Origin of the sequence: Kerstersia gyiorum, from assembly GCF_048595715.1 — a bacterium.
Lineage (GTDB): Bacteria > Pseudomonadota > Gammaproteobacteria > Burkholderiales > Burkholderiaceae_B > Kerstersia > Kerstersia gyiorum.
Genome location: NZ_CP169556.1, coordinates 677,164 through 703,194, shown reverse-complemented (window position 1 = coordinate 703,194; position 26,031 = coordinate 677,164). Strand labels below are relative to the sequence as shown.

The 26,031-nt window shown below is 61.5% G+C and carries 25 protein-coding genes and 1 tRNA gene; 4 read left to right on the top strand and 22 right to left on the bottom strand.

All coding sequences use genetic code 11. The features are described from left to right. Positions 1 to 5: 5 nt before the first annotated feature. The 20 genes from brxC to ACEW7X_RS03015 all read right to left on the bottom strand — a co-directional run bounded on the left by brxC (position 6) and on the right by ACEW7X_RS03015 (position 19,842). On the bottom strand, positions 6 to 3,620 hold the full coding sequence (gene brxC / locus ACEW7X_RS03110) for a BREX system P-loop protein BrxC (protein WP_253104083.1): 3,615 nt from the start codon (positions 3,618 to 3,620) through the stop codon (positions 6 to 8). Between the two features lie 28 nt (positions 3,621 to 3,648). Further along, positions 3,649 to 4,224 carry a BREX protein BrxB domain-containing protein gene (locus ACEW7X_RS03105; protein ID WP_021263471.1) on the bottom strand — a complete coding sequence of 192 codons (576 nt, stop codon included), beginning with the start codon at positions 4,222 to 4,224 and terminating at the stop codon, positions 3,649 to 3,651. After that, positions 4,205 to 4,993 carry a DUF1819 family protein gene (locus tag ACEW7X_RS03100; protein WP_415359121.1) on the bottom strand — a complete coding sequence of 263 codons (789 nt, stop codon included), beginning with the start codon at positions 4,991 to 4,993 and terminating at the stop codon, positions 4,205 to 4,207. Before ACEW7X_RS03100 ends, ACEW7X_RS03105 begins: the two co-directional genes overlap by 20 nt. Before the next feature lie 2 nt (positions 4,994 to 4,995). Continuing rightward, entirely contained in the window at positions 4,996 to 5,496 is a 501-nt protein-coding gene (locus ACEW7X_RS03095; RefSeq protein ID WP_253104089.1) for a BrxE family protein, read from the bottom strand. Positions 5,497 to 5,558: 62 nt separating this feature from the next. Then, a complete protein-coding gene (locus ACEW7X_RS03090; RefSeq protein WP_253104091.1) occupies positions 5,559 to 6,473 on the bottom strand; it encodes a WYL domain-containing protein in 915 nt (304 codons plus the stop codon). A 181-nt stretch (positions 6,474 to 6,654) separates the two neighbouring features. Beyond that, positions 6,655 to 7,716 (bottom strand): site-specific integrase, encoded by a 1,062-nt coding sequence (locus ACEW7X_RS03085; protein WP_420177591.1) that lies wholly within the window; start codon positions 7,714 to 7,716, stop codon positions 6,655 to 6,657. Continuing rightward, entirely contained in the window at positions 7,700 to 8,614 is a 915-nt protein-coding gene (locus tag ACEW7X_RS03080) for a hypothetical protein (protein ID WP_420177590.1), read from the bottom strand. Before ACEW7X_RS03080 ends, ACEW7X_RS03085 begins: the two co-directional genes overlap by 17 nt. Then, a complete protein-coding gene (locus ACEW7X_RS03075) occupies positions 8,614 to 8,832 on the bottom strand; it encodes an AlpA family phage regulatory protein (protein WP_253104100.1) in 219 nt (72 codons plus the stop codon). The genes ACEW7X_RS03080 and ACEW7X_RS03075 overlap by 1 nt, the downstream gene beginning before the upstream one ends. Before the next feature lie 141 nt (positions 8,833 to 8,973). After that, the gene (locus ACEW7X_RS03070; protein WP_253104103.1) at positions 8,974 to 9,783 is read right to left on the bottom strand and encodes a hypothetical protein; all 810 of its coding nucleotides are present in this window, start codon (positions 9,781 to 9,783) and stop codon (positions 8,974 to 8,976) included. Then, positions 9,780 to 10,958: an integrase arm-type DNA-binding domain-containing protein gene (locus ACEW7X_RS03065; protein WP_253104107.1), complete on the bottom strand. Its 1,179-nt coding sequence runs from the start codon at positions 10,956 to 10,958 to the stop codon at positions 9,780 to 9,782. The genes ACEW7X_RS03070 and ACEW7X_RS03065 overlap by 4 nt, the downstream gene beginning before the upstream one ends. A gap of 217 nt (positions 10,959 to 11,175) precedes the next feature. Continuing rightward, entirely contained in the window at positions 11,176 to 12,267 is a 1,092-nt protein-coding gene (gene ychF / locus ACEW7X_RS03060; RefSeq protein ID WP_068375184.1) for a redox-regulated ATPase YchF, read from the bottom strand. A gap of 471 nt (positions 12,268 to 12,738) precedes the next feature. Next, on the bottom strand, positions 12,739 to 12,939 hold the full coding sequence (locus ACEW7X_RS03055) for a hypothetical protein (RefSeq protein WP_127773201.1): 201 nt from the start codon (positions 12,937 to 12,939) through the stop codon (positions 12,739 to 12,741). Between the two features lie 157 nt (positions 12,940 to 13,096). Then, on the bottom strand, positions 13,097 to 13,867 hold the full coding sequence (locus ACEW7X_RS03050) for a type II CAAX prenyl endopeptidase Rce1 family protein (protein WP_130487664.1): 771 nt from the start codon (positions 13,865 to 13,867) through the stop codon (positions 13,097 to 13,099). Between the two features lie 55 nt (positions 13,868 to 13,922). Further along, positions 13,923 to 14,522, bottom strand: a complete 600-nt coding sequence (pth, locus tag ACEW7X_RS03045; protein WP_068375212.1) for an aminoacyl-tRNA hydrolase — start codon at positions 14,520 to 14,522, stop codon at positions 13,923 to 13,925. Positions 14,523 to 14,663: 141 nt separating this feature from the next. Further along, entirely contained in the window at positions 14,664 to 15,260 is a 597-nt protein-coding gene (locus ACEW7X_RS03040) for a 50S ribosomal protein L25/general stress protein Ctc (protein WP_068375215.1), read from the bottom strand. A gap of 107 nt (positions 15,261 to 15,367) precedes the next feature. Then, positions 15,368 to 16,300: a ribose-phosphate pyrophosphokinase gene (locus tag ACEW7X_RS03035; RefSeq protein WP_068375284.1), complete on the bottom strand. Its 933-nt coding sequence runs from the start codon at positions 16,298 to 16,300 to the stop codon at positions 15,368 to 15,370. Between the two features lie 144 nt (positions 16,301 to 16,444). Beyond that, a tRNA-Gln gene (locus ACEW7X_RS03030) sits at positions 16,445 to 16,521 on the bottom strand. 5 nt (positions 16,522 to 16,526) lie between these two features. Further along, positions 16,527 to 17,438: a 4-(cytidine 5'-diphospho)-2-C-methyl-D-erythritol kinase gene (gene ispE / locus ACEW7X_RS03025; RefSeq protein ID WP_068375287.1), complete on the bottom strand. Its 912-nt coding sequence runs from the start codon at positions 17,436 to 17,438 to the stop codon at positions 16,527 to 16,529. A gap of 29 nt (positions 17,439 to 17,467) precedes the next feature. Continuing rightward, positions 17,468 to 18,037: a lipoprotein insertase outer membrane protein LolB gene (gene lolB, locus ACEW7X_RS03020; protein ID WP_068375218.1), complete on the bottom strand. Its 570-nt coding sequence runs from the start codon at positions 18,035 to 18,037 to the stop codon at positions 17,468 to 17,470. After that, a complete protein-coding gene (locus ACEW7X_RS03015; RefSeq protein ID WP_238591451.1) occupies positions 18,034 to 19,842 on the bottom strand; it encodes a tetratricopeptide repeat protein in 1,809 nt (602 codons plus the stop codon). The genes lolB and ACEW7X_RS03015 overlap by 4 nt, the downstream gene beginning before the upstream one ends. Before the next feature lie 81 nt (positions 19,843 to 19,923). Between ACEW7X_RS03015 and mutM the strand changes: the two genes are divergently transcribed. After that, a complete protein-coding gene (gene mutM, locus ACEW7X_RS03010; protein ID WP_420177589.1) occupies positions 19,924 to 20,751 on the top strand; it encodes a bifunctional DNA-formamidopyrimidine glycosylase/DNA-(apurinic or apyrimidinic site) lyase in 828 nt (275 codons plus the stop codon). A 156-nt stretch (positions 20,752 to 20,907) separates the two neighbouring features. Here mutM and ACEW7X_RS03005 read toward each other — a convergent pair whose 3' ends face one another. Further along, positions 20,908 to 22,314 (bottom strand): FAD-binding oxidoreductase, encoded by a 1,407-nt coding sequence (locus tag ACEW7X_RS03005; protein WP_240733281.1) that lies wholly within the window; start codon positions 22,312 to 22,314, stop codon positions 20,908 to 20,910. 159 nt (positions 22,315 to 22,473) lie between these two features. Here ACEW7X_RS03005 and ACEW7X_RS03000 point away from each other — a divergent pair, with 159 nt between their 5' ends. Both ACEW7X_RS03000 and ACEW7X_RS02995 read left to right on the top strand, forming a co-directional pair. After that, positions 22,474 to 23,868 (top strand): phosphomannomutase/phosphoglucomutase, encoded by a 1,395-nt coding sequence (locus ACEW7X_RS03000; protein ID WP_420177588.1) that lies wholly within the window; start codon positions 22,474 to 22,476, stop codon positions 23,866 to 23,868. A gap of 32 nt (positions 23,869 to 23,900) precedes the next feature. After that, positions 23,901 to 24,260, top strand: coding sequence for a DUF488 domain-containing protein (locus tag ACEW7X_RS02995; protein WP_068375232.1), 360 nt, complete (start codon positions 23,901 to 23,903; stop codon positions 24,258 to 24,260). A gap of 21 nt (positions 24,261 to 24,281) precedes the next feature. Here ACEW7X_RS02995 and msrA read toward each other — a convergent pair whose 3' ends face one another. Beyond that, positions 24,282 to 24,830: a peptide-methionine (S)-S-oxide reductase MsrA gene (gene msrA, locus ACEW7X_RS02990; protein ID WP_127773195.1), complete on the bottom strand. Its 549-nt coding sequence runs from the start codon at positions 24,828 to 24,830 to the stop codon at positions 24,282 to 24,284. 191 nt (positions 24,831 to 25,021) lie between these two features. Here msrA and ACEW7X_RS02985 point away from each other — a divergent pair, with 191 nt between their 5' ends. Beyond that, entirely contained in the window at positions 25,022 to 25,942 is a 921-nt protein-coding gene (locus tag ACEW7X_RS02985; RefSeq protein WP_068375238.1) for an alpha/beta fold hydrolase, read from the top strand. Positions 25,943 to 26,031: the final 89 nt, after the last annotated feature.

The following is a 26,031-nucleotide window of genomic DNA, read 5'->3' as shown; positions in this document are numbered from 1 at the left end:
CCCGGCTACTCACCCACAACAAGAGACACTTCGATCTCGGCATACAGTGCGACCTGAGCCTTGACTTCATGAAGCTGCTGAATCAGCGCATCGATGTCTGCTGCCGAGGTGATCTTCATCGGCACGGCGATCGACTTGGTGAGCTTGGCGGGACCTTTCTCGCCTGACTTGGCCCGCTCTTCCTCCATGCGTTGACGCAGGCGCTCTTGGCCCTGCCGTTGGATCGACCGCTTCAGGTCGTCGAGGGTGCTGTTGATGTCGTAGTCACGGGCCAACAGTTTCTTGAGTCCAGCCAGATCCTGCGTGGCTGCCAGGGCGAGCCCGTCCAGACGATTCACGGCGTTGCCACGTTCCTCCTGGGTGAGTTCTTCCCATTCGGGGAGGCGCTGCAGGTCCTCAATGCCTTCCTTCAAGCGCAGTTTCTGCTGGTCGGAGAGTGTGATGACGGCGTCACGCACGCGGCCCTTCAGATGAGTGAGCTGCGAATTGAAGTCAGCGGCGTGCTTGTAGAAGTCCTCCTTGCCCAAGCGCTCCGACAGGGTTAACAGGTCTTCGGCAAGTTCGCGGCGCAGCTCCCCTGGCACACCGGTATCCGGCAAGGCTTCGATGTCACGGCGATGGGCTTGAAGATCCCGAAGGGTGGCATCGAGCCCGTTGTCGAGCACGCGCTTTACTTCAAGCGCCCACTTGAGGTTGTCGTAAATCGCCGAGGTTTCAGCGCCCAGGCGCTGGGGAGCGTCGGATGCGTCGGTGAACAGGACGTCGGCAATGTCCTGGTTCAAGGTGCGAATGCGGTCACTGCCCGCCAGCCCTAGGCCGCTGAGCTTTTCGGCCAAGGAGCCATAGTCGTGCTGGAAGCGCGGAAAATGCTTCGCCGCCGCCTTGCTGATCTCTTGTTCCAGCGGGATGACCATGTCACCGACCAGCTCGGTGAGTCGCTCAGCGGCGCGCCCGAGCGTTTCGATGGACGGGCGCTCGTCACGCAGCGCGACACCGATCTGCTTGAAGGAGTTGTTGGTCTTCAGCGCATCGATTGCCTGCTGTCCTGCGGCCGTGACTTCACGCCCGGAGACCTTGAGCTTGATTTCACCCGCCATGAGCATGGCGGCCACGATGTAGCGCGTCGTGTCTGGCGACCAGCCAAACGGATCGCTGTTGAAATCGTCGAGCAGGCGCTTGCCGTCGACGGTACCGCGCTTGTCGATGTAGTCGCGGATGCTGATCATCGCCTTATGGTCAGTTTTGAACGAGGCGCGGCCCGCCACGGTTTGCACGAGGCCAAGCGGGTCAAGGCTGCTGCTGATAGCAGCGGGGTTAGCGACTTTCAGGAATTTCTCAGCGGTGTCGGTGCCGGCGCGTACCGGTGCTTCGACATAGCGGTCGAAAACCTGGTCGGCCACATCGGAGAGCAGCTTCTTGGCCGCTTCCAGCAAGTCGGCATCCAGCGCCGATACCGCAGTGGCCTGGCCACGGAAGACAAACGAGCCGGCCTGCAGGGTTTGCTTGATCTTGCTCTGGAGCTGGGTCGCCAGCTTGGCAGCACGGTCGAGCTGGCCGGTGCAGTAGTCCTTGACCTCTTGGTCGGGCTCGTTACGGTGCAGCTCGGCAATGCGCTGGCAGCGATAGATTTCGCTTGCCAGATCATCGAGCTCGGGATTGGAGCGCGCCAATAACCAAATGACGTTTCGACCCGCCCGGCTGCGGGAGTCATCCAGCATCCGGTTCTTTGCGGTTTCGTAGTCACTAGCGGGCACCAACTCGACGACCGTTTGAATGGTATTCTGGTCGCCGGCCAGGCTGGTAATAGCGCTGCCTGACTGCACCTTCAGGCCTGTTGCCACGGCCATCGTGCCATGGAGACTGACACGGGGCAGCGGATCGAAGGACTCGCGCAGCGCATCGTTGAAGATGCGCTTCACGTCCACGGTGCGCAGCGCTATGGCGCCACGCTCTTCTTCAATATTTCTGAGCTTTTCACTCAGAAGCACTAGCTCCCCATCCTTCTCTCCAAATGGGGCAAATTTGTCGTTCAGTAATTCATCGACCGCAGCGGTAATGCGTTCAAGTTGAGACGCTGCAGAGATATCGGGATGGAGGAGCGCTGCAATATTCGCAATTGTTACCGGCAGGTTCTGAATAATCTGAAGGATGGCGACTGTTTTGATAATCCCAGCGTGCAGTTCCGAACTTTCATATCGTTGCAGCAGCTTGTAGGCAGCCGGATAGACAGAAGTTCTACGAATATCCTTCTCCAGTTCGTCATAAAGGGTGACGGTAGTGGCCAGCCAGCCTACGGGCTGATCGGCCATGGCCTTGGAGCCACCTTCACCTTTCAGCACGTCCTGAATCACTTTGATCGCAGAGCGCAGGCCGATGCCGCCGGTGGACTTGGCCAGGGCGCCCAGCAAGTGCAGCAGGATGTCGAAGTGCGCCGGCAGGAACGGGTAGAGATTGATGAAACTCTCTTTGCTGAAGTCTGCGTCGTAGTATTTGGCGTCCTGCAGCTTGGTGTTGTGCCGCAGCGCCTGGCCATGGGCATCGAACAGCCTGCCCAGCTCAATTTCGCCCGCCGGTGATTTGCCGAGCAGACGGCGATAGCAAATTTCCTTGATGTCACTCGACTCCAGGTCGATCTGGATTGGGAAGCGGTCTTTCAGCTTGTAGAGCTTGTCCGAGTTCAGTGCTGCGCGCGGGTCATCCTCAGTGAGTGTCTGCTGCGCGGTGGAGATGATCCAGACCTTGCCATCGCCGAGGCGCTTGAGGTTCTTGGCCAAACCATCGAGGTTAAGGATCAGGTTGTCGCGCGAGGCCACGTACTGGCCCACTTCGTCGATGATGAAGATGATGTTCTGCTTGCCGCTCTTCTCGCGGACGATGTCGATCATCTCCTGCACGCGCTGGTCTTCGAACTGGAAGAAGCCCTCGGTGCTGGACGAGAATGACTTGGCCTCCGGGAAGAGGGCCGGGTACATCTCATGGGCGATCTTCGGGATCAAACCATCGATGGCCAGTGGGTTGTTTTGGACGCGAGCCCAGGTGGCGCCAGGTAGCGCCTGGGCGATGCGGTCATGCAATTCCGACGTGCGGCCGTCCTTCTCGATCATGCGCTCAAAGGCGGCAACCTTGAGGTTGCGCGAGTAGCCGGCCCACTGCAGCACCTTGAAGTAAAGGACGGTGGAGACGTCTTCCATCGTGGCGCCGGCGAGCATTTCACTGGCGAGGTCCAGCATGACCACTGCTGCCGGGAAGCGCTTCGCCACAGTGCTGAGAAGCGCTTTGGTCTGTGGCTTGTGCAGGCGATCCTGCAGGTAATTGATGAAAGGCGTGCCATCGATGGTGCGCTGATCATCGAACGCCAGGCCGAGGTACTTGGTGAACGAGCTCTTACCGGAACCATAGAAGCCCGATACCCAAACACCCACTTCATTCTCGCCACCGGACTCCATCGCCAGCTGCATGCGATCGAGGAGCTTGCGGAACTGCTCCTCAATGCTCTCGGTGACCACATACTCGGAGATCTCAGCCTTGAGGCGAGCTTCTTGCGAGGCGCCATAGGTGATGACCTTTTCAATGGTCCGGTAGATGTCCTTGCTTGGGTCGAAGAGTGAGCGAATGGTCATAGGTTTATCCCAGGATTCTTTTGTCTGTTCAGCCGCCGACGTGGACGGAGCGGTAATTGCCGTCTTCCGGGTAGAAGCCGAGAAACTTCAAGCGCGTCTTGCCGGTTCGTACGCCGGGGTACAGAAAAATCGTCGGCACATGAAACTTGCCCTGGAGCTGACTCTCGATGGCACCGATCCGCATAAAGGGATGCAGCGCCTCAAGGTCCGTTACCAAGAGCAGCGCGTTCTGCTGGCCTTCAAGCGGCTGCAGGGCATCCTCAAGTCGCTTCAAAAGGCCGTTATCCGCCGTCAGGATGTCCGCCAGCGCCTTGTTGGTACGCGGCCAATCCAGTGGTGCAGACTTGTCTTCCATCACACAGAGCGACCAGAACGGGTCGTCTTTGAGCAGCGCCCAGAGCTGTTCGGCGATGGAGAACGTGTGCACGTCCCAGCCTTCTTGGTGCAGTTTGGCCACCCATGCGGGTGTCTGCCGCTTCACCTCGAGGATTTGTTCTGGTGGGAAAACCAGGTAGTAGATCGGCTCGAAGCTCGCATGGCCGAGCTCGCGCCCGTGCCGAATGCGCTCGCGCAACTCGTCGAAATCAGCTTTGAGTGAGGACATCGCAGAGCGCCTCCATGTCTTGTTGTTTCCAGCTGATGCGAATCACGTCACCCGCCGCTTGGACGATGAGCAACCCTTTCAGCGAAAGTCGCTTGAGCTCTTCCAGCACGTCTTCGCGTGCCAGGCCGAACAGCTGCCAGTCTTCGTGTGTCAGCAGCGCGTTATCACCGACGCCGGAAAAGTGCAGTTCGTAGGCCAAGTAAGCGGCCACGGCTGGCGAAATACGGAACGGCAGGATGCGACGGCTTGAGCGCAGTCCACGTTCGAGCATTCCGTAGTCGGCGCAGCATCCGGTCAGATAGGCGGAGACACGCCGCACAGTGGTTTCCGACCAGCGTTTGATGGTCTTGCCGTCATCGATGCCGCGCTCGACAAAGGTCCGCGCGTCGTCATTGGTGATCTGGGTATATCCACCGGCGTACCGAGCCCAGTAAACGTGGCGCACGAAGTCGCCAAGGATCGGGTTGGCCCGACTCGTAAAAACGAGCATGAGCTGGGTCAGGTCAGCCGTGGACATCGTTGCGGACAGCCGCTTGAGATGTGCCGCCGACGTGCCACCTGCCGCGAGATAGCGTGGAGCGAAGCACTCAACAACGATGTTGCGGAGCCGGCGTGCCGTCACGGTCGGGAATCGACCCGACTCCAGCGCGACCTGATGCAACTGGTTCGCCGACATGCCGGGCGACCACAGGTCGAGCAGCGTCTTGGTCTCGTTGACGAGTCCAAGTCCTGCTTGTAGCTGAGTCGTGTAGGGCGTGTTGTCGGCCACGATCACCCCACCAGATATGGATAAGTTTTGGCGTTCTGCGTGAACGCCGATAGATAAGCCGCAGCGATAGCCTTCAGGGTGTCGGTGGAATTGAGGTCCTTGATGCCCCCGACCGCCGTTGGACCGACGCTGGACGCGCCGCCTGTAGCGGCCAATCGCTTCAACGCATCCAGCGCAGCCTCTTTGCTTTGTGGTGCCTGGCTGGCGAGTTCTTCTCCCACGCTGCTTTGCACGGTCGCGTGCAGGTCTTGCTCAACCTCCTCGGGCAACCGAAACAGGTGGTAGCTACCCACACTCAAATGCTCGTCGTGCAATCGCCTGGCTGCTTCCAGCACACCGTGGTACTGAGCAAGGCGAGACGTTTTCGAGAAGACCGGCTCCAGGAAGAGCTTGCTCGATGACTCATAGAACGCCGTGGGCCACCAGGCGCACTGAGCACGCTCGCCAAGGAAGCCGACGAGCATCCTCATTTGCAGCAATGTCGGTAGGTAGGATTCTTTCATCTCAATTCTCGTCATTCGTTTGTTCTACCGACGCGACCAGCGCAGGCAGTGTTATCGGTTGCTCAGTCACATTCCGCTCCCGCTCGGGCCGCATCCAAGGGCGCATACCCTGGCGCCAGCACGGCGTTTTTGACGCCGTACAACGCCAAGTGGTCCTTGAGCCAAAGCCTGTACTCAGGCCCACGAAGGCTATGGTCTGCGGAGCAGTCGACGCTCCATTTGCGCAGGATGTAGCCGGCAGTCGCTGCCCGAAGCTTCATCTTCACCACGCCGCCGGTCATGCCGTAATCCATCTCCGCGATCTCAGGGCGCGGTTGGTCCGGGTGAGGCACCAGCTCCAGCTCCACGATCCGCGTCCACTGGATGTCCTGGTCACTTTTTTCATGGGGCAGGACGTCGTTCTCTTTCAGCATCACGGATCGCTGCATACGCGTGATGACAAAGTCTCGAAAATCCTTGCTGCGACGATCGAAGGCGCGCACATGCCAGCTCAGGCCATTGTCGATTAACGCAGACGGTACGATCTCGCGCTCAGTCTCGCCACTCGACAAGGAGTGGTAGGTGACTTTCAGGGGGCACTCCTGGTGGATGGCCCGCGTGACGCATGCGAGAGTGTCGAGACCCGGTTTTGTGAGCCGGGAGGGGATCTCACAGGTAATCCAGGACTTGATGGCGAAAGGCTCCCCATCACCGAAGCCCTGTGACAGCCACGCCAAGACCCGCTCTGCCGGGAAGTCAAAGACGGGCGTAAAGCCGTCCGCGTATCCATACACCTTGTTCTTGGTATCGTAGTCTAGGTTGCCAGGGGCGAGGTCCTTGTAGATCCCGATGTCCCGGGTTGCCGCTGCCGCCTGGATGCCAAAACGCGACACCAAGTCTTGGCGGCGAATCTCTCCAATAAAGCGCAGGCGCAACTCAATGAACGCAAGTCGGTCGCGCTGGGGCTGGGTCAGGTCTGCAAGCTGTTCGTTGGACATTCTGGCTGCCGTTTCGGGTTAATGATCGCTAGTTGGTGCTTTTGCGGGCAGTATATGCCTCGCACAATATTATGTCGATGAATTGACGTTGCGCATCAGTCCATCGCATTTTGTTATCAAAAGGACCGTAATGAGCGGGAATTGATGGCTTTACGCCTCTCGGCCGCTTGTCTATCTTCACTCAGTCATGCGTTACATTGCATTCAAATTTATTGCTCGAATCTGTGAGCGCCACGGATGGCCTCACAGAGCGCTCAGCCTCGATGGCGATGGGATGCAGGGCATGCCGGCTGCTGGCCTGATTGGCTTGCCCGTAGTGTCGCCGTGTCTTGGCGCTGGCATGTCCCAGCCCCTGGCTGACTGAGCCCGCAGCCGCGTGCCGTTTCAGGTCGGCCGCCCATTGGTGGCGCAGGCAGTAAGCCGTGATAGCGTGCTTGTGCTTCGGCCAGAGGCTACGTGCTAGCCGACGGACTTCGACGGTGAAGTTGACCGGGCTGTCAATGCAAACGAGCAATTCCCGCCGCCCCGCTAGACGGATGCGCAGAGCCTCCAGCAATGGATGAGGATCGTGTGCGCCATAGGCGATCAAGCGGTGCGGCTGGCCTTGATGCGCCTTGACCTTGGCGCCATCGATCTCGAAATTGATCTCGCCCATGTCGTTGCGCGGATTGTTCACCCAGCGAATGAGCACGCCGCGCCGCAGTTCTTCCGGGCGGCAGCCGGTCAGCGCGGCGACCAGAATCGCATCGGCATACTTGCCTTTCGCAGCGCGCTGATACAGTCGCTCGCGCCAGTCGCCGGGGAGGCCGCGCAAGGCTTGCCGCTTGCTGGCACGCTTGCGGCGCTCATCGGTAGGGCCGCTTTGCCGGGCTATATCGAACTCGCGCAGAAATGTACGCTGTTGTTGCAATTGGGCTTGGATGGCCATTACTTGCAACCTGTCCATAGGTCGAGTAGAGAGCGCGGAACGCAGGCTTTTCAGCTGCTCGACAAGATCGGCGTACAGGCAGTAGCGAAGCGCTGCGACGCGTTTGTAGAAGGTTGTCGGACGCAGGGTGGCCGTCATGACTTCGGCCACCCCACCTTCGGCGTAGCGGGCACGCTGCAACAGCGTGCGGCCGAGCTGGCGATAGTCTTGCCTGGTCTTGCTACTCAAGCTGGCAAATTCATCGGCCGGAAGCATGGCTTGCATCTCGTGCCGGCACGATTCGATCAGCGCAACCATCTCATTCGCGTCGATCATTTCGTTCACCGTGGAACATCGCTTTCAAATCGGCGATGGCCTTTATGCGTTCCGCCTTTGTCTTTTGACGCTCGGCTTCTGACTGTTGTACAGGAGCGCGCGACTGCGCTGCCTCCATCGCCTCCTGTCGGTTCTTTCGCCAGCGGGCGATATTCGGCGCGAACTCAGGGATGAATTCCCCCGCGACAGCGCTATTCATCACGGCCAGCAACCATGAGCGGACGGAGCGGATGCCCACATGCTTGCCACTGCCGGCCGCCGATAGCACGCCAGCCAATTCGTCAGCGGCAAGCTGTATTTGTTCTGCCGTGAGCGAGGGCCCGAAGCGGCGGGTTACGTCGCTTATGACGCGCAGGTAGGGCAGAAGAGAAGGGTGCGACAAGTCCAAGGGCGCGGAAGCCTCTCCCGTTTTCGGAGAGTTATCCACAGCCCCTGTCTGTAGTAGTGGTTTTATATTTTTTACTACTACTTCTTCCTTGTATTCACCTACACATATATCACCGCCCTGACCGGCGACGGATGTGCCGTCCACGGTTTCTCCGTCGCCGGCCAAGGCGGCCATGGATGTCTGTGACACTTTTTGTGAAACGGGAGTCAACACGGACTCCCATCGCCAAAGCCCTTCCTCGTCCTGGAATTTCCTCCGTGCCAGGTAGCCGGCATCTTCAAGCTCGCGCAGGATGCGGCGGCAAAGGTCTCGCCCAAGGTGGCCTTTCGCTCGCGACTGATCGTGCAGCACGCGCGGCAGTGCGACAGCGCGCAACTGCCAGTTACGGCCTAGCGAGAGCAAGTGGCAAGCCACGCCTCGGGCTTCATAGCTCAACCGGGAGTCGCGTAACAGGCTGCAAGGCAGAGACCACCAGTATTCGGCGGAGTCGTCAACGCGGATGCGGCTCATCACTTCGCCCTCTGGTGAGCCAGACAACCGGCGTGCTCACGCTCCGCAGCCTGAGTCTCAAGCCATGCGTCGATCTCGTGGGCAAAAAAGCCAATCGAACGGCCGCCAGGGCCTAGCCGAACTGGCTTCGGAAAATCTTCAGTCTGGCAAAGTCGCCAGAGGGTTGTCCGGCTGACCGAGATCTTCGTGCAGACATCCTGCGTCTTGATGATTTGCATGCTGTTCCTCTTAACGTGTTGAAACACGAAGGGATCATGCAAAAGATCTGGTTATGAAGTCAGGGAGCACGGTTGTCACCTGCACTCCCTATTCTCGGGCCTGAAATCACCCAGCATGCAAACCGGTGTCGAGCAGTGGCCTCAGCTGTGCCAGTAGAATGTTTCACAAAATGGCCGAGACAATCCAAGCTCGTATCCTTGGCAAGATGCCGTAAGGATGCTGCTTGTGGGCAGGGTTGGTTCACGTCCCTCGGAGACGGCTTTCATTATCTGGGACATGTAAAGATTGGGCTCTATCACTGTTTTCTTCAGCAGCACCCGGACTACAACTCCATCGATAGCGACGGTAAATCCTTTGCTGAAACGCCCCAGATAGTGATTGGCGCGATGAGCAGGCGTGGTTTCAGCATCGGCCTTCATGCCGCCTGCAGCATAGATGGCGCCGAGGAGATAGGCGGATGGCTCGTTCTTGCTGTTCACCGAGTGGTACTCGAACTCCTTGCTCCACTTGATCGGAATTCTGAATTGCTGGCAGGTAACGATAAATTGCTTCGCGATCAGCTCCTTGGCCTCATGTTCTCTGCTTGCTCCGGACGCTGATAGTTGCCTGCTCACGGAGTGTAGCGACTCGCAGAACAGCTTATGGGTAGGCAGGTCCTTCCTCAGAAATTCGGGTAATAGCGCCGCCGACTCTTCGTCCAGGCTTCGAAGCGCCTTGCTTAACCGGGACGCCGCATCTCGGAGTCTTTTTAGTTGCTCAAGTGTGCCTTCTTCAATTTCAGGGGGCGGCATCGTACGCCAACGAAAACTTTCTGCCAGCCGCAGGAAAGCATTTACACATTGCTCGCGGCGCTGAACGCCATATCGGTCGCAGGTTGCCTCTGCTCTGGTGCGCAGCTCGGCGACGGCATCGGAGTTGGGAATATCTGGAGCCATGATCTTTGTGGTCATGCCTGTGCTTGCTCTTTCCATTCGTCCAATCTGTCCGCCCATTCCTGCATCATGGCGCGACGCTCATCGAAATAGGTGGCGTGGTTGTAGGTACGACGCACATTGTTCTGGTCAGCATGGGCAAGCTGCGCTTCGATGGCATCGGGACGGTAGCCCATCTCGTTAAGGCGGGTACTGCCGCTGGTCCGCGTGGCGTGTGGGCTATAGGCGCCGCTCCACCCCAAAACCTTGAGCGCCTGGCGAAGCGATGCGGCGGACATGGGAGCGTTGCGATCATCCCGGCCGGGAAACAGATGCTTACGGTTGCCGGTAATGGCATGCAGTCCTTTGAGCATGTCCACTGCCTGACGTGGTAGAGGCATGAGGTGCTCCTTGCGCGCTTTCATGCGCTGCGCCGGGATGCGCCAAACAGCCTTCTCAAGGTCAAACTCATCCCAGGCCGCCTCGGCCACTTCGCTCGGTCGCGCCAGGGTCCACCACATCAGTTGCATGCAATGACTTACCTGAAAGCTGCAGCGGTGGTTTGCGAAGTCACTCAGCAGTTTGCCGATCTGCTCTTTACTCAGCGCCGGTTTGTGCTGGGTCTTGTTTGCTGGTAGCGCCTTGCGTACCGGCCAAACCGGGTCGCTGTCCGCTCGCAGGGTGGCGACGGCGAACTCGAATACGGCGGACATGGTGCGCCGCGCCTCGGCGGCGACCGTGGGGGCGCCACGCTTTGCTGTTTTCTGCAGGATCTCCAGGACATGGGCTGGCGTTATTTCGCGAATCGGCATGCTGCCGATACTCGGAAACACCACGCGCTCCAGCATATCCAGACGCCGGTTCTTGGTGACATCTTCCCAGTCCTTTGTCTGCAGCCACTCCTTGGCGACGATCTCGAAGGTGTTCTTTGCTTCGCTGGCTTGCCGGATGCGGTCGAGCTGCTTTTGCTGGGCGGGATTGATGCCTTGCTTGACCAGTTTGCGTGCGGCCTCGCTGCGTTCCCTGGCTTCAGAGAGCGTAACGGCAGGGTATTCGCCAAGCGCAAACATGCTGGCCTTGCCATCCAGTGTGAAGCGGTATCGCCAAGCCTTGACTCCGTTGGGCTTGACTTCGAGGTAGAGCCCGCGCTGATCATTCAAGCGGTAGAGCTTCTCCTTGGGCTTGGCGTTGCGGCAGTGCGTGTCGGTAAGCATGGTGGCTGACTCCTTGTCATGGCGACAGCGTCACTATACTCACTTATTCGTACACCATCCAAGTGCTGTACTCACTAGCGTACTCAGGCGCGCTTTGGCTGCTCGGGAAACGTGAAGCAGCATCATGAAACAATAAAACCGCGCAACTGCGCGGTTTTATTAGGATTTTCATGACTTCCTGGTGTTTCATGAAACATCAGGAAAACGGCTTGGCGACTCAGACGTTGAACAAGAAGTTCAGCACGTCGCCATCCTTCACCACGTATTCCTTGCCTTCGGCGCGCATCTTGCCTGCATCCTTGGCGCCCTGTTCACCCTTGAAGGTGATGAAGTCTTCGTAGGCGATGGTCTGGGCGCGAATGAAGCCGCGTTCGAAGTCGGTGTGGATGACCCCCGCAGCCTGGGGAGCGGTGGCGCCGATGGGTACAGTCCAGGCGCGGACTTCCTTCACGCCGGCGGTGAAGTAGGTTTGCAGGCCCAGCAGCTTGAAGGCGGCGCGGATCAGGCGGTTCAGGCCCGGTTCTTCCATGCCCATGTCGGCCAGGAAGGCCTTGCGGTCTTCGTCTTCCAGGTCGACGATTTCCGATTCGATGGCGGCACAGATGGCCACGACCGGCGCGTTGCGCTCGGCGGCGTAGGCCTTCAGGCGGTCCAGCATGGGGTTGTTGTCGAAGCCGTCGTCACTGACGTTGCCGACGTACATGGCCGGCTTGGCCGTGATGAAGCACAGCGGCGCCAGCAGTTTCAGGTCGTCTTCGCTCAAGCCCTGGCTGCGGATGGATTTGCCTTCGTTGAGTTCGCCGATGGCTTTTTCCAGGATGGCGACCAGCTTCTGCGCATCCTTGTCGCCGGCGCGGGCGCTTTTCTGGAAGCGGTGCAGGGCTTTTTCAGCGGTCTGCAGGTCGGCCAGCGCCAGTTCGGTTTCAATGACTTCGATGTCGGCGATCGGGTCTACCTTGCCCGCAACGTGCACGACGTTGGGGTCTTCGAAGCAGCGCACCACGTTGACGATGGCATTGGTTTCGCGGATGTGGGCCAGGAACTGGTTGCCCAGGCCTTCACCCTTGCTGGCGCCGGCCACCAGGCCGGCAATGTCCACGAATTCGACGGTGGCCGGCAGGATGCGCTCGGGCTTGACGATCTCCGCGAGCTTGTCCAGGCGGGGGTCGGGCACTTCCACGACGCCGACGTTGGGCTCGATGGTGCAGAAGGGATAGTTTTCCGCCGCGATGCCGGCACGGGTAAGCGCATTGAAAAGCGTCGATTTGCCCACGTTGGGCAGGCCGACGATGCCACATTGCAAAGCCATGAGAATCCTGTATGAAGAAAAGCCGATGCAGACAGGCATCGGCCATAGAGGCGGAACAGCAGTTTGTTGTCCGGCATTTTAGCGTGAAAGCCGGACAGAAACCGGCAACTTGCCCGTCAGATCACAGACAAAGGGCGACAACAGCCCTGGTTTTCGGGCACACCGCCCATGGCCCGCCGCCCCGACTGAACAGACCCTGGTCTTCCCGACTCCCCTCGCCCGGCGCGTATAAGGGTTTGCATGCGCCGCCGGTCCAGGCCAGCAGCCAAGCCTCGCACCGAAATGGCGCATGCCGCAGGCAGACAAAGCACGCGGGCCTGCCCCGACAGGCCGTCAAACCGCACATCGGGATGACGCTCCCCCAATAACCGGCCGCATAGCGCCTGCGCCGGTTGGCGGCGGCCGGTCCTTAGCCAGGTTGTGCTTAAAAGGCAGGCGCCATTATTTCAATATCCGGCCATTGAACAGCCATCAATCATTCAAGGATTCCTTGGCTGCCTGCTCCGGCGTCCAGCCCTCATAGAACTGGTCGGTAAACCACTCTGCCTCTTCTTCAATATAGGCACGCGCTTCGGCCAGTGTCGCCCCAGCTTCAACCAACAATTTCTCTACCTCGCCACACCAGGCAATCAATGCCTCCAGGTCCGGATCCAACTCTTCTTTCTTGGCCATGGCAGCTCCTTAGGTATCAGCTTGGCAACGACTCCGGGGGCTCCCGGTTTTCATGCGTCATGATAGTTCGACCGAGGCCCGATCTCCACTGGAAACTGCGCCATTGTCTGCCAACAACACATTGAAAACCACCCGCATTGCACGCACCAGCAATACGTTACATGCCAGACATACTGCCTGATGGAAGCAGCCACATCACCAGCATCAACACCAGGACCGGCCCGGCGTTATAGATGCCGTGCAGCACCATGGCTGCGCCTATGCCTGCGCGAACGCGTATCCAGCCCAGCGCCAGGCCCGCCAACCATTGCGGCAGCACCAGCACCGGCATCAACCACCAGGAAAGGTGCCCCAGGTTGAAATTGATCAGGTGCATGCTGGCAAAGCCCAGCGCCGACAAGTGGAATATCCACGGGAAGAAACGCCGGTACCAGCGCAACGGCCGCCAGGCACGACGCGGCACGTGATGGCGCGTACGCGGCCACCACAGCACGGCCAAAACCAGCGTCAGCAGGCTGCCTGTCCACCAGGTCGGCCCATTGACCAGCACGACGATCAGCGGCGGCAACAAGGCCGCGCCCAGCCATGGCCGGCGCAGCCAGTAGCGGAACACCAGCTCTTCGGTCACAGGCGCCCAGACGATGGCGTGCAACCATAGCCACTGATGCAGCACCAGCCTATGCGTGGCACCGCCTCGCTCCGTCACGCCCACGATCATAGGGGCAAAAACCAGCAGCGAAATCAGCCATAGCAATCCGGCCCAGAGCAACATGCGGCGCAAGCGCGGCAGCCGCAGCCAGTCAGCCCGGCCATTGTCCACCGGCAGGCCCATGGCAGTCGGCCGACGGCGTGCCAGCGTCGGACGCCGCACGAACGCCAGGAATTCACGCAGATCATTGCCCAGGCCTGCCGGCCGCCCGCTGCTCATCGCCGCATCTCCAGGCCCAGGTAAGCCCGCCTCGCGTCCAGCCGCTGAACCAGCCTCATGCGCGCTTGCCTTCGTTCAACTGGCGCAAGGCGCGCTCGAAATCCCCTGCCAGAAAGTGCGGCAGCAAGGGGCGGCAGCGAGCCAGGACGTCGTCGATCTGGTCTTGCTCTTCGCGGCGCGGCGGGTGCAACACGAAGTCCGCGACCTGCTGGGCCAGGCCCAGCGTACGCGGATGGCCAATGCCGATGCGCAGGCGCCAGAAACCTGGTCCGCCCAGCGCAGCCTGAATATCCTTCAAGCCATTGTGTCCCGCGTGTCCGCCGCCCTGCTTGATCTTGGCCTGTCCCGGCAGCAGGTCCAGCTCGTCGTGCAACACCAGGACTTGCTCCGGCGCCAGCTTGTAAAAACGCGCCAACGCCCCGACACACTGGCCGGAACGGTTCATGAATGTGATGGGCTTGGCCAGGTAGACGTTTTCGCCATCCACCCGCGCTTTGGCGACTTCGCCCATGAAGCTTTTTTCCACGAAAAAGCTGGCACGCAAATCCGCGGCATAGGTATCCGCCAGCCAGAAGCCGGCATTGTGGCGGGTACGTTCATATTCAGCCCCCGGATTTCCCAGGCCTACGATCAGCCGTATCGGCGCGGCATTCATTGCAACTCCTGTCATGCGCATGGAAGCCGCGCATGTATCCATGAAAAAAATCCCTGTCAGGCCAAATGGCCAGACAGGGATTCTACAGACTGTGAGTGCAGGCTTGGCAAGCCAGCCTGCACTCGGCCGTTTTCTGGCTGATTAGGCCTCGGCTGCGCCTTCGCCTTCACCTTCGGCGGCACCGCCAGCCGGCACGATGGCGGTGGCGACCACTTGGGCAGCATCACCGATCACGGTCACGCCAGCAGGCAGAACCAGGGAGCTGACGTGCAGCGATTCGCCGGATTGCAGGCTGGACAGATCGACGTCGATGGAGGCCGGCAGGTCAGCCGGCAGGCTCTTGACTTCAACTTCGGTGACCACGTGGCTGATCATCGCACCGCCCAGCTTCACGGCAGGCGATTGGTCGCCGTTGATGAAGTTCAGGGGAACCTTGGTGGTGATCGCTTCGTTGGCCAGCACGCGCTGGAAGTCAACGTGCAGCACTTGCGGCTTGTAAGCGTGCCATTGCACGGAACGCAGCAGCACGGGGTGGCTCTTGCCATCCAGTTGCATGCTCAGGATGGAAGCGTGGAAGGCTTCCTTGCGCAGTGCGTGATAGATCTCGTTGTGATCCAGTTCGATGTTCAGCGGCTGTTCGGTGCCGCCGTAAACGATGGCGGGAACACGGCCGGCGCGGCGCAGGCGGCGGCTCGCACTCGAACCCTGGACGCTACGCGTAGTGGCGTTGAATTGCATGGATAACTCCAGACTTGATAGGCGGCGAACCGCCGGGTAAGCGTCCGCCACCCTGTGTGGCGGACAAAAAGACGGGGTGCCGCGACCAGCACCCCGTCAGAAACGGTTTAATCGACAAACAAGGAACTGACCGACTCGGCGTGCGAAATACGCAGCATGGTCTCGCCCAGCAGCGATGCGCACGACAGCTGGCGGATCTTGCCGCAGGCCGCGCCTTCCGCGCTCAGCGGGATGGTATCGGTCACGACCAGTTCGTCCAGTTCGGATTCGCTGATGCGCTTGACTGCGCCGCCGGACAGCACCGGGTGCGTGCAATAGGCATAGACCTTGCCAGCGCCGCGCTCTTTGAGCGCCTGGGCAGCCTTGCACAGCGTACCGGCAGTATCCACCATGTCATCCATGATGATGCAGGTGCGGCCATCCACTTCACCGATGATGTTCATCACTTCGGAGACATTGGCGCGCGGGCGGCGCTTGTCGATGATGGCCAGGTCGGCTTCGAGCTGCTTGGCCAGCGCGCGGGCGCGGACCACGCCGCCGATATCGGGCGACACGACCACCAGGTTCTCGAATTCGTGGGTCCAGATGTCCTTCAGCAGCACCGGCGACGCGTAAATGTTGTCAACGGGGATGTCGAAGAAGCCCTGGATCTGGTCGGCGTGGAGGTCCATCGTGAGGACGCGATCGACACCCACGACTTGCAGCATGTTGGCCACGACCTTGGCCGAGATGGCAACGCGCGCCGAACGCGGGCGGCGATCCTGGCGGGCATAGCCGAAATAGGGAATGGCGGCAGTGATGCGGCCTGCCGATGCACGGCGCAGCGCGTCAACCATGACCATGATTTCCATCAGGTTGTCATTGGTAGGCGCACAGGTGGGCTGCAGCACGAATACGTCCTTGCCGCGCACGTTCTCATTGATTTCCACTGCCACCTCACCGTCTGAGAAACGGCCGACGGACATTTTGCCGAGGGACATATCGAGATGACTGGCGACATCGGCAGCAAGCCTGGGGTTGGCTGTGCCGGTGAAAATCATGAAGCTGTCGTTGGAGGACATGATGGTGACGGTTCCGGACGTCAGAAAAAGAAAAAGCCGTCGAACTGAGCCAACTATGATGAATCGGCGGGTTCAACAGCTTTGCGTATTTTTTGCAGTCAATGCCTGGTATATATGGGTTAGTGGCTGGGGAGGAAGGACTCGAACCCTCGAATGCCGGAATCAAAATCCGGTGCCTTAACCAACTTGGCGACTCCCCAACTGCTCAAACAACCCACTGCTTCAATGGATGCTCGCTTAATCCCCGGCAAACATATGTCTCTACCGGGGCAGCCTCACCGTTACCGGGAAACTGCACAGCACGCATTTTAGCGGCAAATTTCCGTTCTGCCAAAACTGCTTTGTCTAGATCGTGAAATTCGCCAAAAAGACAACTTCCAGACCCTGACATGCGAACCGGGAACCCTTCTTCGGACATCCACTCAGCCACCTGCCTGACGGCGGGGTAGCGACTGAATGCTACCGTTTCCAGATCGTTCCGGCCAAACTCGGAAATATTTCCTTCGTTTGTTTTCGTCATCTCGGAAAAGAACGCCATTATGATCCTCTCAGAATCACGTGTCAAGTCTTTTGCAGAAAATATTTCTACTGTCGGAATCGAGACACCCGGCCGCAGGACCAGATAAACGCGTGGCGGCAAGACCAGCGCCTGCAATTTTTCGCCCACGCCCTCGGCAAAGGCGTTGTCGCCAAACAGGAAAACGGGCACATCCGCTCCCAGCACCAGGCCCAGGCGCATCAGGGCCTGGCGGTCCAGGCCGGCGTTCCACAGGCGGTTCAGCGCAATCAGGGTACTGGCCGCATCGCTGGAACCGCCGCCCAGGCCGCCCCCCATGGGAATGCGTTTTTCCAGCCGAATATCCGCGCCCAGCGTCGTGCCGCAGGCGGCCTGCAGGTTGCGCGCCGCACGCACCACGAGATTGTCGTCGTGCTTCACCCCGGCCGTGGCATCCTGCAACACGATGCGGCCATCGGTGCGCAGATCGAAATGCAGGGTATCGGCCAGGTCCAGGAACTGGAACGCAGTCTGCAGCAAATGGTAGCCGTCTTCCCGGCGTCCCACGACATGCAGGAACAGGTTGATCTTGGCCGGCGCGGGTACATCATGCAGGCAAATGCCAGGACGGTAGAGCATGAAAGGAAAAATCAGGAAGCCTGGACAACCAGGCGCAGGTCTATGGATTGCAGGCCGTCCTGGCGCTTGGCATTGAGCCTCAGCGGACCCTGCGCATCGTAGCGCCACAGACGCACTTCCCAGCCTTGCTGGGTAAACGACATTAATTGCCCGTCGGCATCGCGCTCGACATTTTCCGCCCGGCTGCCTTCGGCCAGTTTGCCGCGCAACCAGGCGCGCAGCACCGTGACCGGCATGGGGCCGCCCAACACCTGGGCCAGCAGGGTTTCGACGTCGGCGGCATATTCCACCCGCCCGTCGGCGTGGGTCAGCGTCGCTCCCCCAGCTGTGGCTTCCAGCCGGGCCAGCGTACTGCCCACCGGATTCGCCAGGTCGAGCACGAGCCGGCTGCCTTCGTCGCGCCAGGCAAAGCCGCCCTGGACGGCTTCAGGCTTGCGCCCCACTTCTTCCACGTTGAGCGCAAAGCGCCCGGTTCGGGCAAAACCATCGGATTGCTGCTCAGCGACAGGCGGCGGCGTCACGCAGGCGGCCACTGCCAGCAACGGCAGGTAGCCCAGGCAGCGCCGCAGGCCCAGCCTCACAGCTTGACCCCCAGACGTTGCAGGGTTTCACGCAGCAATTCGTTGCCAGCATCCTTGGCAGCCGCAGCGCGCCACATGGCCCTGGCTTCGCCGCGCCGGCCCAGGGCCCACAGGACTTCGCCCAGATGCACGGAAATTTCGACTTCCGGGCTTTGCGCATAGGCCCGTTGCAGGTAGGTCAAGGCATCCAGCGCATCACCCTGGCGGTAGCGCACCCAACCCATGCTGTCAAGAATATAGGGGTTGTCCGGCAACAGCTCATGCGCCCGGTCTATCAATTCGCGCGCTTCGTCCAGGCGAATGTTGCGTTCCGCAAAGGTATAGCCCAGCGCGTTATAGGCATGCGCGTAGCTGGGGTCCAGCTCTATCACTTCGCGCAGCAGCTGTTCCATTTCGCCGATACGGTCGAGGGGCTCCAGCGCCATTGCCAGTTCATACTTGATGTCCGTCGAATCCGGCATTTCGGCTTCGACTTCGCGCAGCAGGGTGACGGCTTCTTCATGCCGCCCGGCGCCACGCAACAACTGCACGCCCAGCATCACTTGCTGCATGCGCTCGTCTTCGTCCATGGGCTCGACCGACTGCAGCATGGCCAGCGCTTCGTCCAGATTGCCCTGCTTGGCCCGCAGGCTGGCCTGGCGCAACCGCGCCGGAAAACGCATGGCCGGGTCGTCGATACGGCCCAGCTCCATGATGGCGTCGTCCAGACGGCCCTGGTCTTCGGCAATGGCGGCACGCAACAGGCGCGCATCAGCCAGCGCCTCGCCGGCATCGCTGGCGCCCGGCGCCACCGCTTCCTGGCGCTGCGCCTGCACACCGACGAACTGCTGCAACAGGGAATCGGCCTGATCCAGCCGACCAGCCCGGTAATTGAGCTGCGCCTGGATATAGATGAGTTCGAAATCCTCCGGCGCCTGGTGCGCCATGTCACGGACTTCCTCCAGCGCCGCGTCGTATTCACCGCGCTCGGACAGGAAGCTCGCCAGCATCAGGCGCACATTACGAGCGCCCGGGTGGGTCTTGATGAAGGCACGCGTGTCGGCCACGGCCTGTTCGGGATCGACGACGATGCCATATTGCAGGCGCCGCAATGCGCCTTCCTCGCGCAGGGCGGGATAGGCCTGGGCCGCCTTGGCCTCTTCGAGCGCACGCTGGTATTCCCCGGCGCTGAAGGCCACGTCTGACAAGGCCAGATGGGATTCCGGCACCTGGCGGGCACGCCCTTCCAGCGCGGTTTCCAGCACCCGCAAGGCCATGCGGCGATCATTCACGCGGCTCAGCACGCCAACGGCCTGGCCGATGGCTTCCGCCTTGTCCTGCGCCTTGTCGATGCGTTCGCGCAGCGCCTCGCCCAGGCCGCTGGTCTGTCCGGCCGCTGCGGCCAGCGCCAGTTCCGTGGCACTGGCTTCCGCGTCATTGGGCGCCAGACGGCTCCAGTAGCGCGCGGCTTCCAGTGCGCCGCGCATATTGCCGTTGGCCAGCGCGAATTCCAGCGAGCGTCGCGCCAGACGGGGGTCGCCCGTATCGCGCGCCAGACCCAGCATCGTGCGCGAAGAAATATCGAACACTCCGCGCTGTGCGCCGATCTCGGACGCCAGGATGCGGTACAGGATGTCGGCAGACAGCGTCACCTCGGGCAACTCGCCTGCGCGCAAGCGAATCACCTCTACTGGCTGCTCATCGAGCCTATCCCGTATCTGCGCATCGCTGCCCGGCAATCTGTCTGCCTGTGCAGCGCATAACAAAGCCGCGCTGCCTTGGAACAGCGCTACCGTAACGAATTTCACAACTTTGAGGGATTTCACGCGACCCGCCTTGTTGATGGCACAATCCTGCCGTCACGAACGAAGGGCCATCTTAGCACTGGCGACGCCACTGAGGACCGCATGCCCGAACTACCAGAAGTCGAAACCACCCGCCGGGGCATCGCGCCGCTGGTCAGCGGCAAACCGCTACGGGAATTCGTTGTAAGAGAACCACGGCTGCGATGGCCCGTTCCCGCCGAACTGCCCGCCATTCTGCCAGGGCATACGCTGTTGGAATGCGGCCGCCGTGGCAAATACCTGTTGCTGCGCTTCGACCACGGTGTGCAGATCGTGCATCTCGGCATGTCTGGCGCGCTGCGCGTCGTTGCCCGCGACGCCTTCCTGCGTCCGCACGATCATGTAGAATGGGACTTCGGCAACACCATCCTGCGCTTGCATGACCCGCGCCGCTTCGGCGCCGTGCTTTGGCACCCGGATGGCGGCACACCCGTGGAACAGCACCCGCTACTGGCCCACCTGGGCATAGAACCCTTCGACCCGCGTTTCGACGGCAACTGGCTGCACCGGCATTTCACCGGCAAATCCCAAGCCATCAAGCAAGCCCTGCTGGCAGGCCAGGCAGTCGTCGGCGTTGGCAATATCTACGCATCGGAGAGCCTGTTCCGGGCCCGCATCCACCCTGCCACCCCAGCAGGGAAGCTATCCCTGCCGCGCTGCAAGCGCCTGGCGGCAGCGATCACGGCCACGCTCACGGATGCCCTGGCCTCGGGCGGCAGTACGCTGCGCGACTACGTCAACCCGGACAGCCAGCCCGGCGCCTATTTCGATATCCATGCCGCGGTCTACGACCGCGAGGGCCAGCCGTGCCGAATCTGCAGCACGGCCATCAAGCGAATTGTCCAGGGGCAACGCGCCACCTACTACTGCCCGCGCTGCCAACGCAGCTGACTACCGCGATGCGGTCTGCCACCCCTGCCGCCAATACGGCCCTGTCCAGGCGGCACACCATGCGCGGCCAGCCCTGCGCCCCGGCCCGCCGCCGGGGCTTGAGGGCTTGAGGGCCTGACAGCCCACCGGGCCAAACTACCGAACTGCTTTCCGGCCTCATGCCAACACCTTGCCGGGATTCATCAGCCCGTCAGGGTCCAGCGCGGCCTTGAGCCGCCGCATCAGGTCCATTTCCACGGCATCCTTGTAGCGCGGCAGCAGATCGCGCTTGAGCTGGCCCACACCGTGCTCGGCGGCAATGCTGCCGCCATGCGCCATCACGCTGCCATGCACGATGTCATAGACTTGCGGCTGCAGCGCCAGCAATTCCGCTTCGCCCTGCCCCACGGCCGGCGCCACGTTGTAGTGCAGGTTGCCGTCGCCCAGGTGCCCGAAAATGATGTGTCGCACACCCGGGAACGCCGCCTGCAAGGCGGCATTGGTCGTCTCGACAAAGGCGGCAATGCGCGAAACGGGCACGCCGATGTCATGCTTGATGGCCTTGCCCATGCGGAACTCGGCCAGCGGGATACTCTCGCGCAAATGCCAGAAGGCCCGGCTTTGCGCCACGCTGCCGGCCACAGCGGCATCCTGCGCCTCGCCTGCCTCCAGGGCGGCACCCAGCACGGTTTCCAGGCGCTGCTGGGCATGAGCTTCATCCTCGCTATCCGAGAATTCCAGCAAGGCATACCAGGGCGCGGTATCCGGGGCAAACGGCAGGCGTTGTTCCGGGAAATAATGCGTCACCGCCTGCAGCGTGATGGCGGCCATCAGCTCGAAAGCCGTCAGGCCGGCGCCGAAACCTGCGCGCGCCCGTTCCAGCACCGCCACGGCAGCCGTCAGCGAAGGCAGGGCCAGCAACGCAGTACGTTGCGCACGCGGCTGCGGATACAGCTTGAGCGTCGCCGCAGTGATGATGCCCAGCGTGCCTTCGCTACCTATGTAGATATCACGCAGGCAATAGCCGGTGTTGTCCTTGCGCAGGCCACGCAAACCATGCCAGATTTCCCCCTGGGGCGTCACGACTTCCAGGCCCAGCGCGAGATCGCGGGTATTGCCATAGCGCAGCACCTGGGTGCCGCCCGCATTGGTGGCCAGGTTGCCGCCTATGGTGCAACTGCCCTCGGCCGCCAGACTGAGCGGAAATAGCCGCCCGGCAGCCTGCGCGGCATCCTGCACGCTTTTCAGCAGGCAGCCGGCTTCGACGGTAATAGTGTCATTGGCCGTGTCGATATCACGCACCCGGTTGAGCCGCGTCGTCAGCAATACGATGGCGCGCGCATCTCCGGGCGTCGCGCCCCCACACAGACCGGTATTGCCGCCTTGCGGCACCAGCGGCGCACCATGACGTGCGCAGGCCCGCACGACCTGCGCCACGGCCGCGGGGCTGTCCGGTCGCACCGCCGCCAGCGCCTGGCCGTGGTAGCGGCCACGCCAATCCCCCAGCAGGGGTGCCAGGGACTCTCCCTGCAACACATGTGCTGCGCCAACGATGGCGCGCAACTCTTCCAGCAAACCTTCCACGTGCTCTCCCGATATCGCGCCCAGGCCTGCCGCCCTGACCGGGCAGGCAACCCCGGTGCTCCCTATTCTACGTCTGGCAGCGGGTAGAATCGCCAATGTACCGATGCAGCAGCGCCGAAGCCGCTGCCGCTCCTTTCCTTTTCAGACCCGACCACGCACATGACCGCTACCTCGCTGCCTGCCCTGCCCGATGCCGTTTTCAAAGCCTACGATATCCGCGGCACGGTTCCCGAACAGCTCAACGACGCCTTCGCCATCCGCCTGGGACGCGCGCTCGCGGAACAAGCCCGCGAGCTGGGCGTCGCCACCGTGGTCGTCGGCCGTGACGGGCGCCATAGTGGCCCGGCTCTTTCCCAGGCGCTGCAGCAAGGCCTGCGCCAGGGCGGCGTGGATGTCGTGGACATCGGCTCCGTCCCGACGCCGCTGGTGTACTTCGCCACTTTCATCCTGAATACCGGCTCTGGCGTTGCCATCACCGGCAGTCACAACCCGCCCCAATACAACGGCTTCAAGATCATGCTCGGCGGCCGCACGCTGCATGGTGAAGACATCCTCGGCCTGAAAGCCCGCATGGCAGCGCCGCAACCCTACGACGGCCCGCAAGGCAAAGTGGAAAACCGCGACCTGGCAGGCGACTACGTGCAACGCATCACCAGCGATGTCCGCTTGCAACGCCCGATGAAAATCGCGCTGGACGCAGGCAACGGCGTGGCCGGCCCCACAGCCGTGCGCCTGTTCGAAGCCCTGGGCTGCGAAGTCACCCCGCTGTTCTGCGATATCGACGGCGACTTTCCCAACCACCACCCCGACCCCGCCGATCCGCACAACCTGGAAGACCTGATCCGCACGCTGCAGGACACCGATTGCGAAATCGGCCTGGCCTTCGATGGCGACGGCGACCGCCTGGGCGTCGTCACCAAATCCGGCCACATCGTCTGGCCCGACCGCCAGCTGATTCTCTATGCCCGTGACATTCTGGCGCGCCAGCCGGGCGCGCAGATCATCTACGACGTCAAATGCACCCGCCACGTCGCCCTGGCCGTGGCAGCCGCAGGCGGCAAGCCGCTGATGTGGCGCACCGGCCATTCGCTGATCAAATCCAAGCTGGTGGAAACCGGCGCCCCGCTTGCCGGGGAAATGAGCGGGCACATTTTCTTCAAGGAACGCTGGTACGGCTTCGACGATGGCCTCTACGCCGGGGCGCGCCTGCTGGAAATCGTGTCGCGCAGCGCCAACCCGTCCGAAGTGCTGGAAGCCTTGCCCGACGCGCTGTCCACGCCTGAACTCAAACTGCCCATGCAGGAAGGTGAACCGCATGCGCTGGTCGCCGCCCTGCAGGAAAAAGCGCAATTTCCCGGTGCACTGCACGTGCATACGATAGATGGCGTGCGCGCCGAGTACGCCGACGGCTTCGGCCTGGCACGCGCGTCGAACACCACGCCTGTCGTGGTACTGCGCTTCGAAGCCGACAGCCCTGCCGCGCTGGAACGCATCAAGCAGGCCTTCAAGAAGCAGATCCTGGCCCTGGCGCCGCAGGCGCAACTGCCCTTCTGAGGCACACCCATCCCCCCCGGCAAGGAGGCGTCATGCAGCACAAGATTCACATCAAGCGCATCTATGAACCCGCCAGCGCCGGGGATGGCGCGCGTATTCTGGTCGACCGGCTCTGGCCGCGCGGCATCAGCAAGGCCAATGCCGCCCTGACCCTCTGGTTCAAGGATATCGCGCCGACGCCGGAACTGCGCAAATGGTTCGGTCATGACCCTGGACGTTTCGACGAGTTCCGCCAGCGCTATGAAGCCGAACTCGCCGGCAACCCACAGGCCATCGCGCAGATGGAGCCATACGTGCGCCAGGGCGATGTCACGTTGCTCTATGCCGCGCACGACCCTCACTGCAACCATGCGCTGGTGCTGGCCGACTTCCTGCGCAGTGCGCTGGGCTAAACGCCGCGACGCCTTGCCGCCCTACTCGCTGCGCTGCAGCCTGGCGAATTTCTTGCGCATTGCGCTGACCTTCGGCGCAATCACGAACTGGCAATAACCCTGCCAGGGGTTGCGCGCGAAATAATCGGCATGTTCAGACTCCGCCGGCCAGAACACTGGCGCCGGCAGGATTTCCGTCACGATAGGCACGCCATCGGTCAAGCCTTCGGCCTGCAGCCGGTCCCGTACCGCCAGCGCCGCCACGTGCTGGGCCTCGGAAGCATAGAAGATAACTGAACGATACTGTTCGCCGACGTCATTGCCCTGCCGGTCACGGCTGGTCGGATCGTGCGAAGCAAAAAACACCTCCAGCAACTGTTCGGCCTGGATGCGGCTGGGGTCGAAAGTGACACGCACCACCTCGATATGCCCCGTACCACCCTGGCATATTTCCTCATAGGTCGGGTACTCCGTCCGTCCGCCGGCATAACCCGGCTCTACCGACTCAACACCATCAAGGGAGCTGAATACAGCATCCGTGCACCAGAAGCAGCCGCCGCCGACAATCAAGGTTTCTTTCTGTTCGCTCATCGTCCTTCCGTCCTTCTTTCCCATCACTGATCTCAGGCGCCCGGCGCGGGCGGATACACCATTATTCCAGATGCCTTCACCGCGCCACCGGATTTCCCCTATTGTCATATTCGATCATGGCAATGTAACGATTCTCATTATTTTTCATATATGATTTCTATCCCGTGATGACATCCGCCCGGTGAAACCCTATGCCCAGCATTCCTGCCACCGCCACTCCACCCTCCCATACCCAGGGTTCATCGGCCTTTGCGACGACACGGGATGGCCGCCAGCTGCATTATCAGGAGCTGCCAGGGCCCGGCGCAACGGATAACACCGGGGCAGGCTACGGGCCCACCCTGGTTTTCGATGCAGGCATGGCCGCATCGCGGTCGTTCTGGGGCTTGGTGCAGCCGCAATGCGCCCAATGGGCACGTTCCATCGCCTATGACCGCAGCGGGCTGGGGCGCAGTCCCGCCGACTCCCAGCCTCGCACCATAGAGCGCATGGCCAGCGACCTCAACGAGCTGCTGGATCACCTGGGTGCCGGCCCCTTCATCCTGATTGCCCACAGCGGCAGCGGGTTGATCGTGCGTGCCGCAACGGCCGCCTGCCCAGCCCGTATTGCCGGCCTGGTACTGGTGGATGTCACCGACGAAGGCTGCACACCGGTTTTCAGCCCAACCTTCCGCCTCATGGAAAAAGCAGCGCACGGCGCCAGCGTCCTGCTGGCGCGCCTGGGCCTGCTGGAAGCCTGCTACCGCAGCGCCATTGCCGGCCTGCCCGCCGATGTGCGGCATGACCTGAGCCGGGAGGGCTTCACGCGGGCCGTCATGAAAACCCGTGCCGCCGAATTGCAGGGCCTGGTCGATGCCATGCACGCTTTCCGGCATCAGCCCCCGCGCCTGCCGGACATTCCTGTCAGCGTGATTTCCGGCATGCAGGCCGATTTCGGCATGAGCAAGCGCTTGCGTGCAGCCGCCAACGGAGCACACCGCCTGCGCGCTGCCCACTGCCGCCAAGGCCGGTTCATTCCCGCCCGGCACTCCGGCCATGCCGTGCTTCTGAGCGAACCCGAACTGGTGGCCAACGAAATCCACCATCTGCTGCGACAACACCCCCGTCACTAGCCCCGCGCACCGCCCGCCCCGCAGGCGAGCCCGCACGCCGTGCAGCCCCCCATCTGGGCTGACGCATATGTGCCCCCTCACGCCCGCTC

Coding starts and splice junctions, on each gene's coding strand:
- pth (WP_068375212.1), bottom strand. CDS start 14,522: ATGAATGCCGCGCCGATACGGCTGATCGTAGGCCTGGGAAATCCGGGG.
- brxC (WP_253104083.1), bottom strand. CDS start 3,620: ATGACCATTCGCTCACTCTTCGACCCAAGCAAGGACATCTACCGGACC.
- ACEW7X_RS03035 (WP_068375284.1), bottom strand. CDS start 16,300: ATGATTTTCACCGGCACAGCCAACCCCAGGCTTGCTGCCGATGTCGCC.
- ychF (WP_068375184.1), bottom strand. CDS start 12,267: ATGGCTTTGCAATGTGGCATCGTCGGCCTGCCCAACGTGGGCAAATCG.
- ACEW7X_RS02985 (WP_068375238.1), top strand. CDS start 25,022: ATGCCCAGCATTCCTGCCACCGCCACTCCACCCTCCCATACCCAGGGT.
- ACEW7X_RS03075 (WP_253104100.1), bottom strand. CDS start 8,832: ATGCAAATCATCAAGACGCAGGATGTCTGCACGAAGATCTCGGTCAGC.
- ACEW7X_RS03090 (WP_253104091.1), bottom strand. CDS start 6,473: ATGTCCAACGAACAGCTTGCAGACCTGACCCAGCCCCAGCGCGACCGA.
- ACEW7X_RS02995 (WP_068375232.1), top strand. CDS start 23,901: ATGCAGCACAAGATTCACATCAAGCGCATCTATGAACCCGCCAGCGCC.
- ACEW7X_RS03040 (WP_068375215.1), bottom strand. CDS start 15,260: ATGCAATTCAACGCCACTACGCGTAGCGTCCAGGGTTCGAGTGCGAGC.
- mutM (WP_420177589.1), top strand. CDS start 19,924: ATGCCCGAACTACCAGAAGTCGAAACCACCCGCCGGGGCATCGCGCCG.
- ACEW7X_RS03095 (WP_253104089.1), bottom strand. CDS start 5,496: ATGAAAGAATCCTACCTACCGACATTGCTGCAAATGAGGATGCTCGTC.
- msrA (WP_127773195.1), bottom strand. CDS start 24,830: ATGAGCGAACAGAAAGAAACCTTGATTGTCGGCGGCGGCTGCTTCTGG.
- ACEW7X_RS03065 (WP_253104107.1), bottom strand. CDS start 10,958: ATGCTTACCGACACGCACTGCCGCAACGCCAAGCCCAAGGAGAAGCTC.
- ACEW7X_RS03050 (WP_130487664.1), bottom strand. CDS start 13,867: ATGAGCAGCGGGCGGCCGGCAGGCCTGGGCAATGATCTGCGTGAATTC.
- ACEW7X_RS03085 (WP_420177591.1), bottom strand. CDS start 7,716: ATGATCGACGCGAATGAGATGGTTGCGCTGATCGAATCGTGCCGGCAC.
- ACEW7X_RS03055 (WP_127773201.1), bottom strand. CDS start 12,939: ATGGCCAAGAAAGAAGAGTTGGATCCGGACCTGGAGGCATTGATTGCC.
- ACEW7X_RS03000 (WP_420177588.1), top strand. CDS start 22,474: ATGACCGCTACCTCGCTGCCTGCCCTGCCCGATGCCGTTTTCAAAGCC.
- ACEW7X_RS03105 (WP_021263471.1), bottom strand. CDS start 4,224: ATGTCCTCACTCAAAGCTGATTTCGACGAGTTGCGCGAGCGCATTCGG.
- ACEW7X_RS03080 (WP_420177590.1), bottom strand. CDS start 8,614: ATGAGCCGCATCCGCGTTGACGACTCCGCCGAATACTGGTGGTCTCTG.
- ACEW7X_RS03070 (WP_253104103.1), bottom strand. CDS start 9,783: ATGACCACAAAGATCATGGCTCCAGATATTCCCAACTCCGATGCCGTC.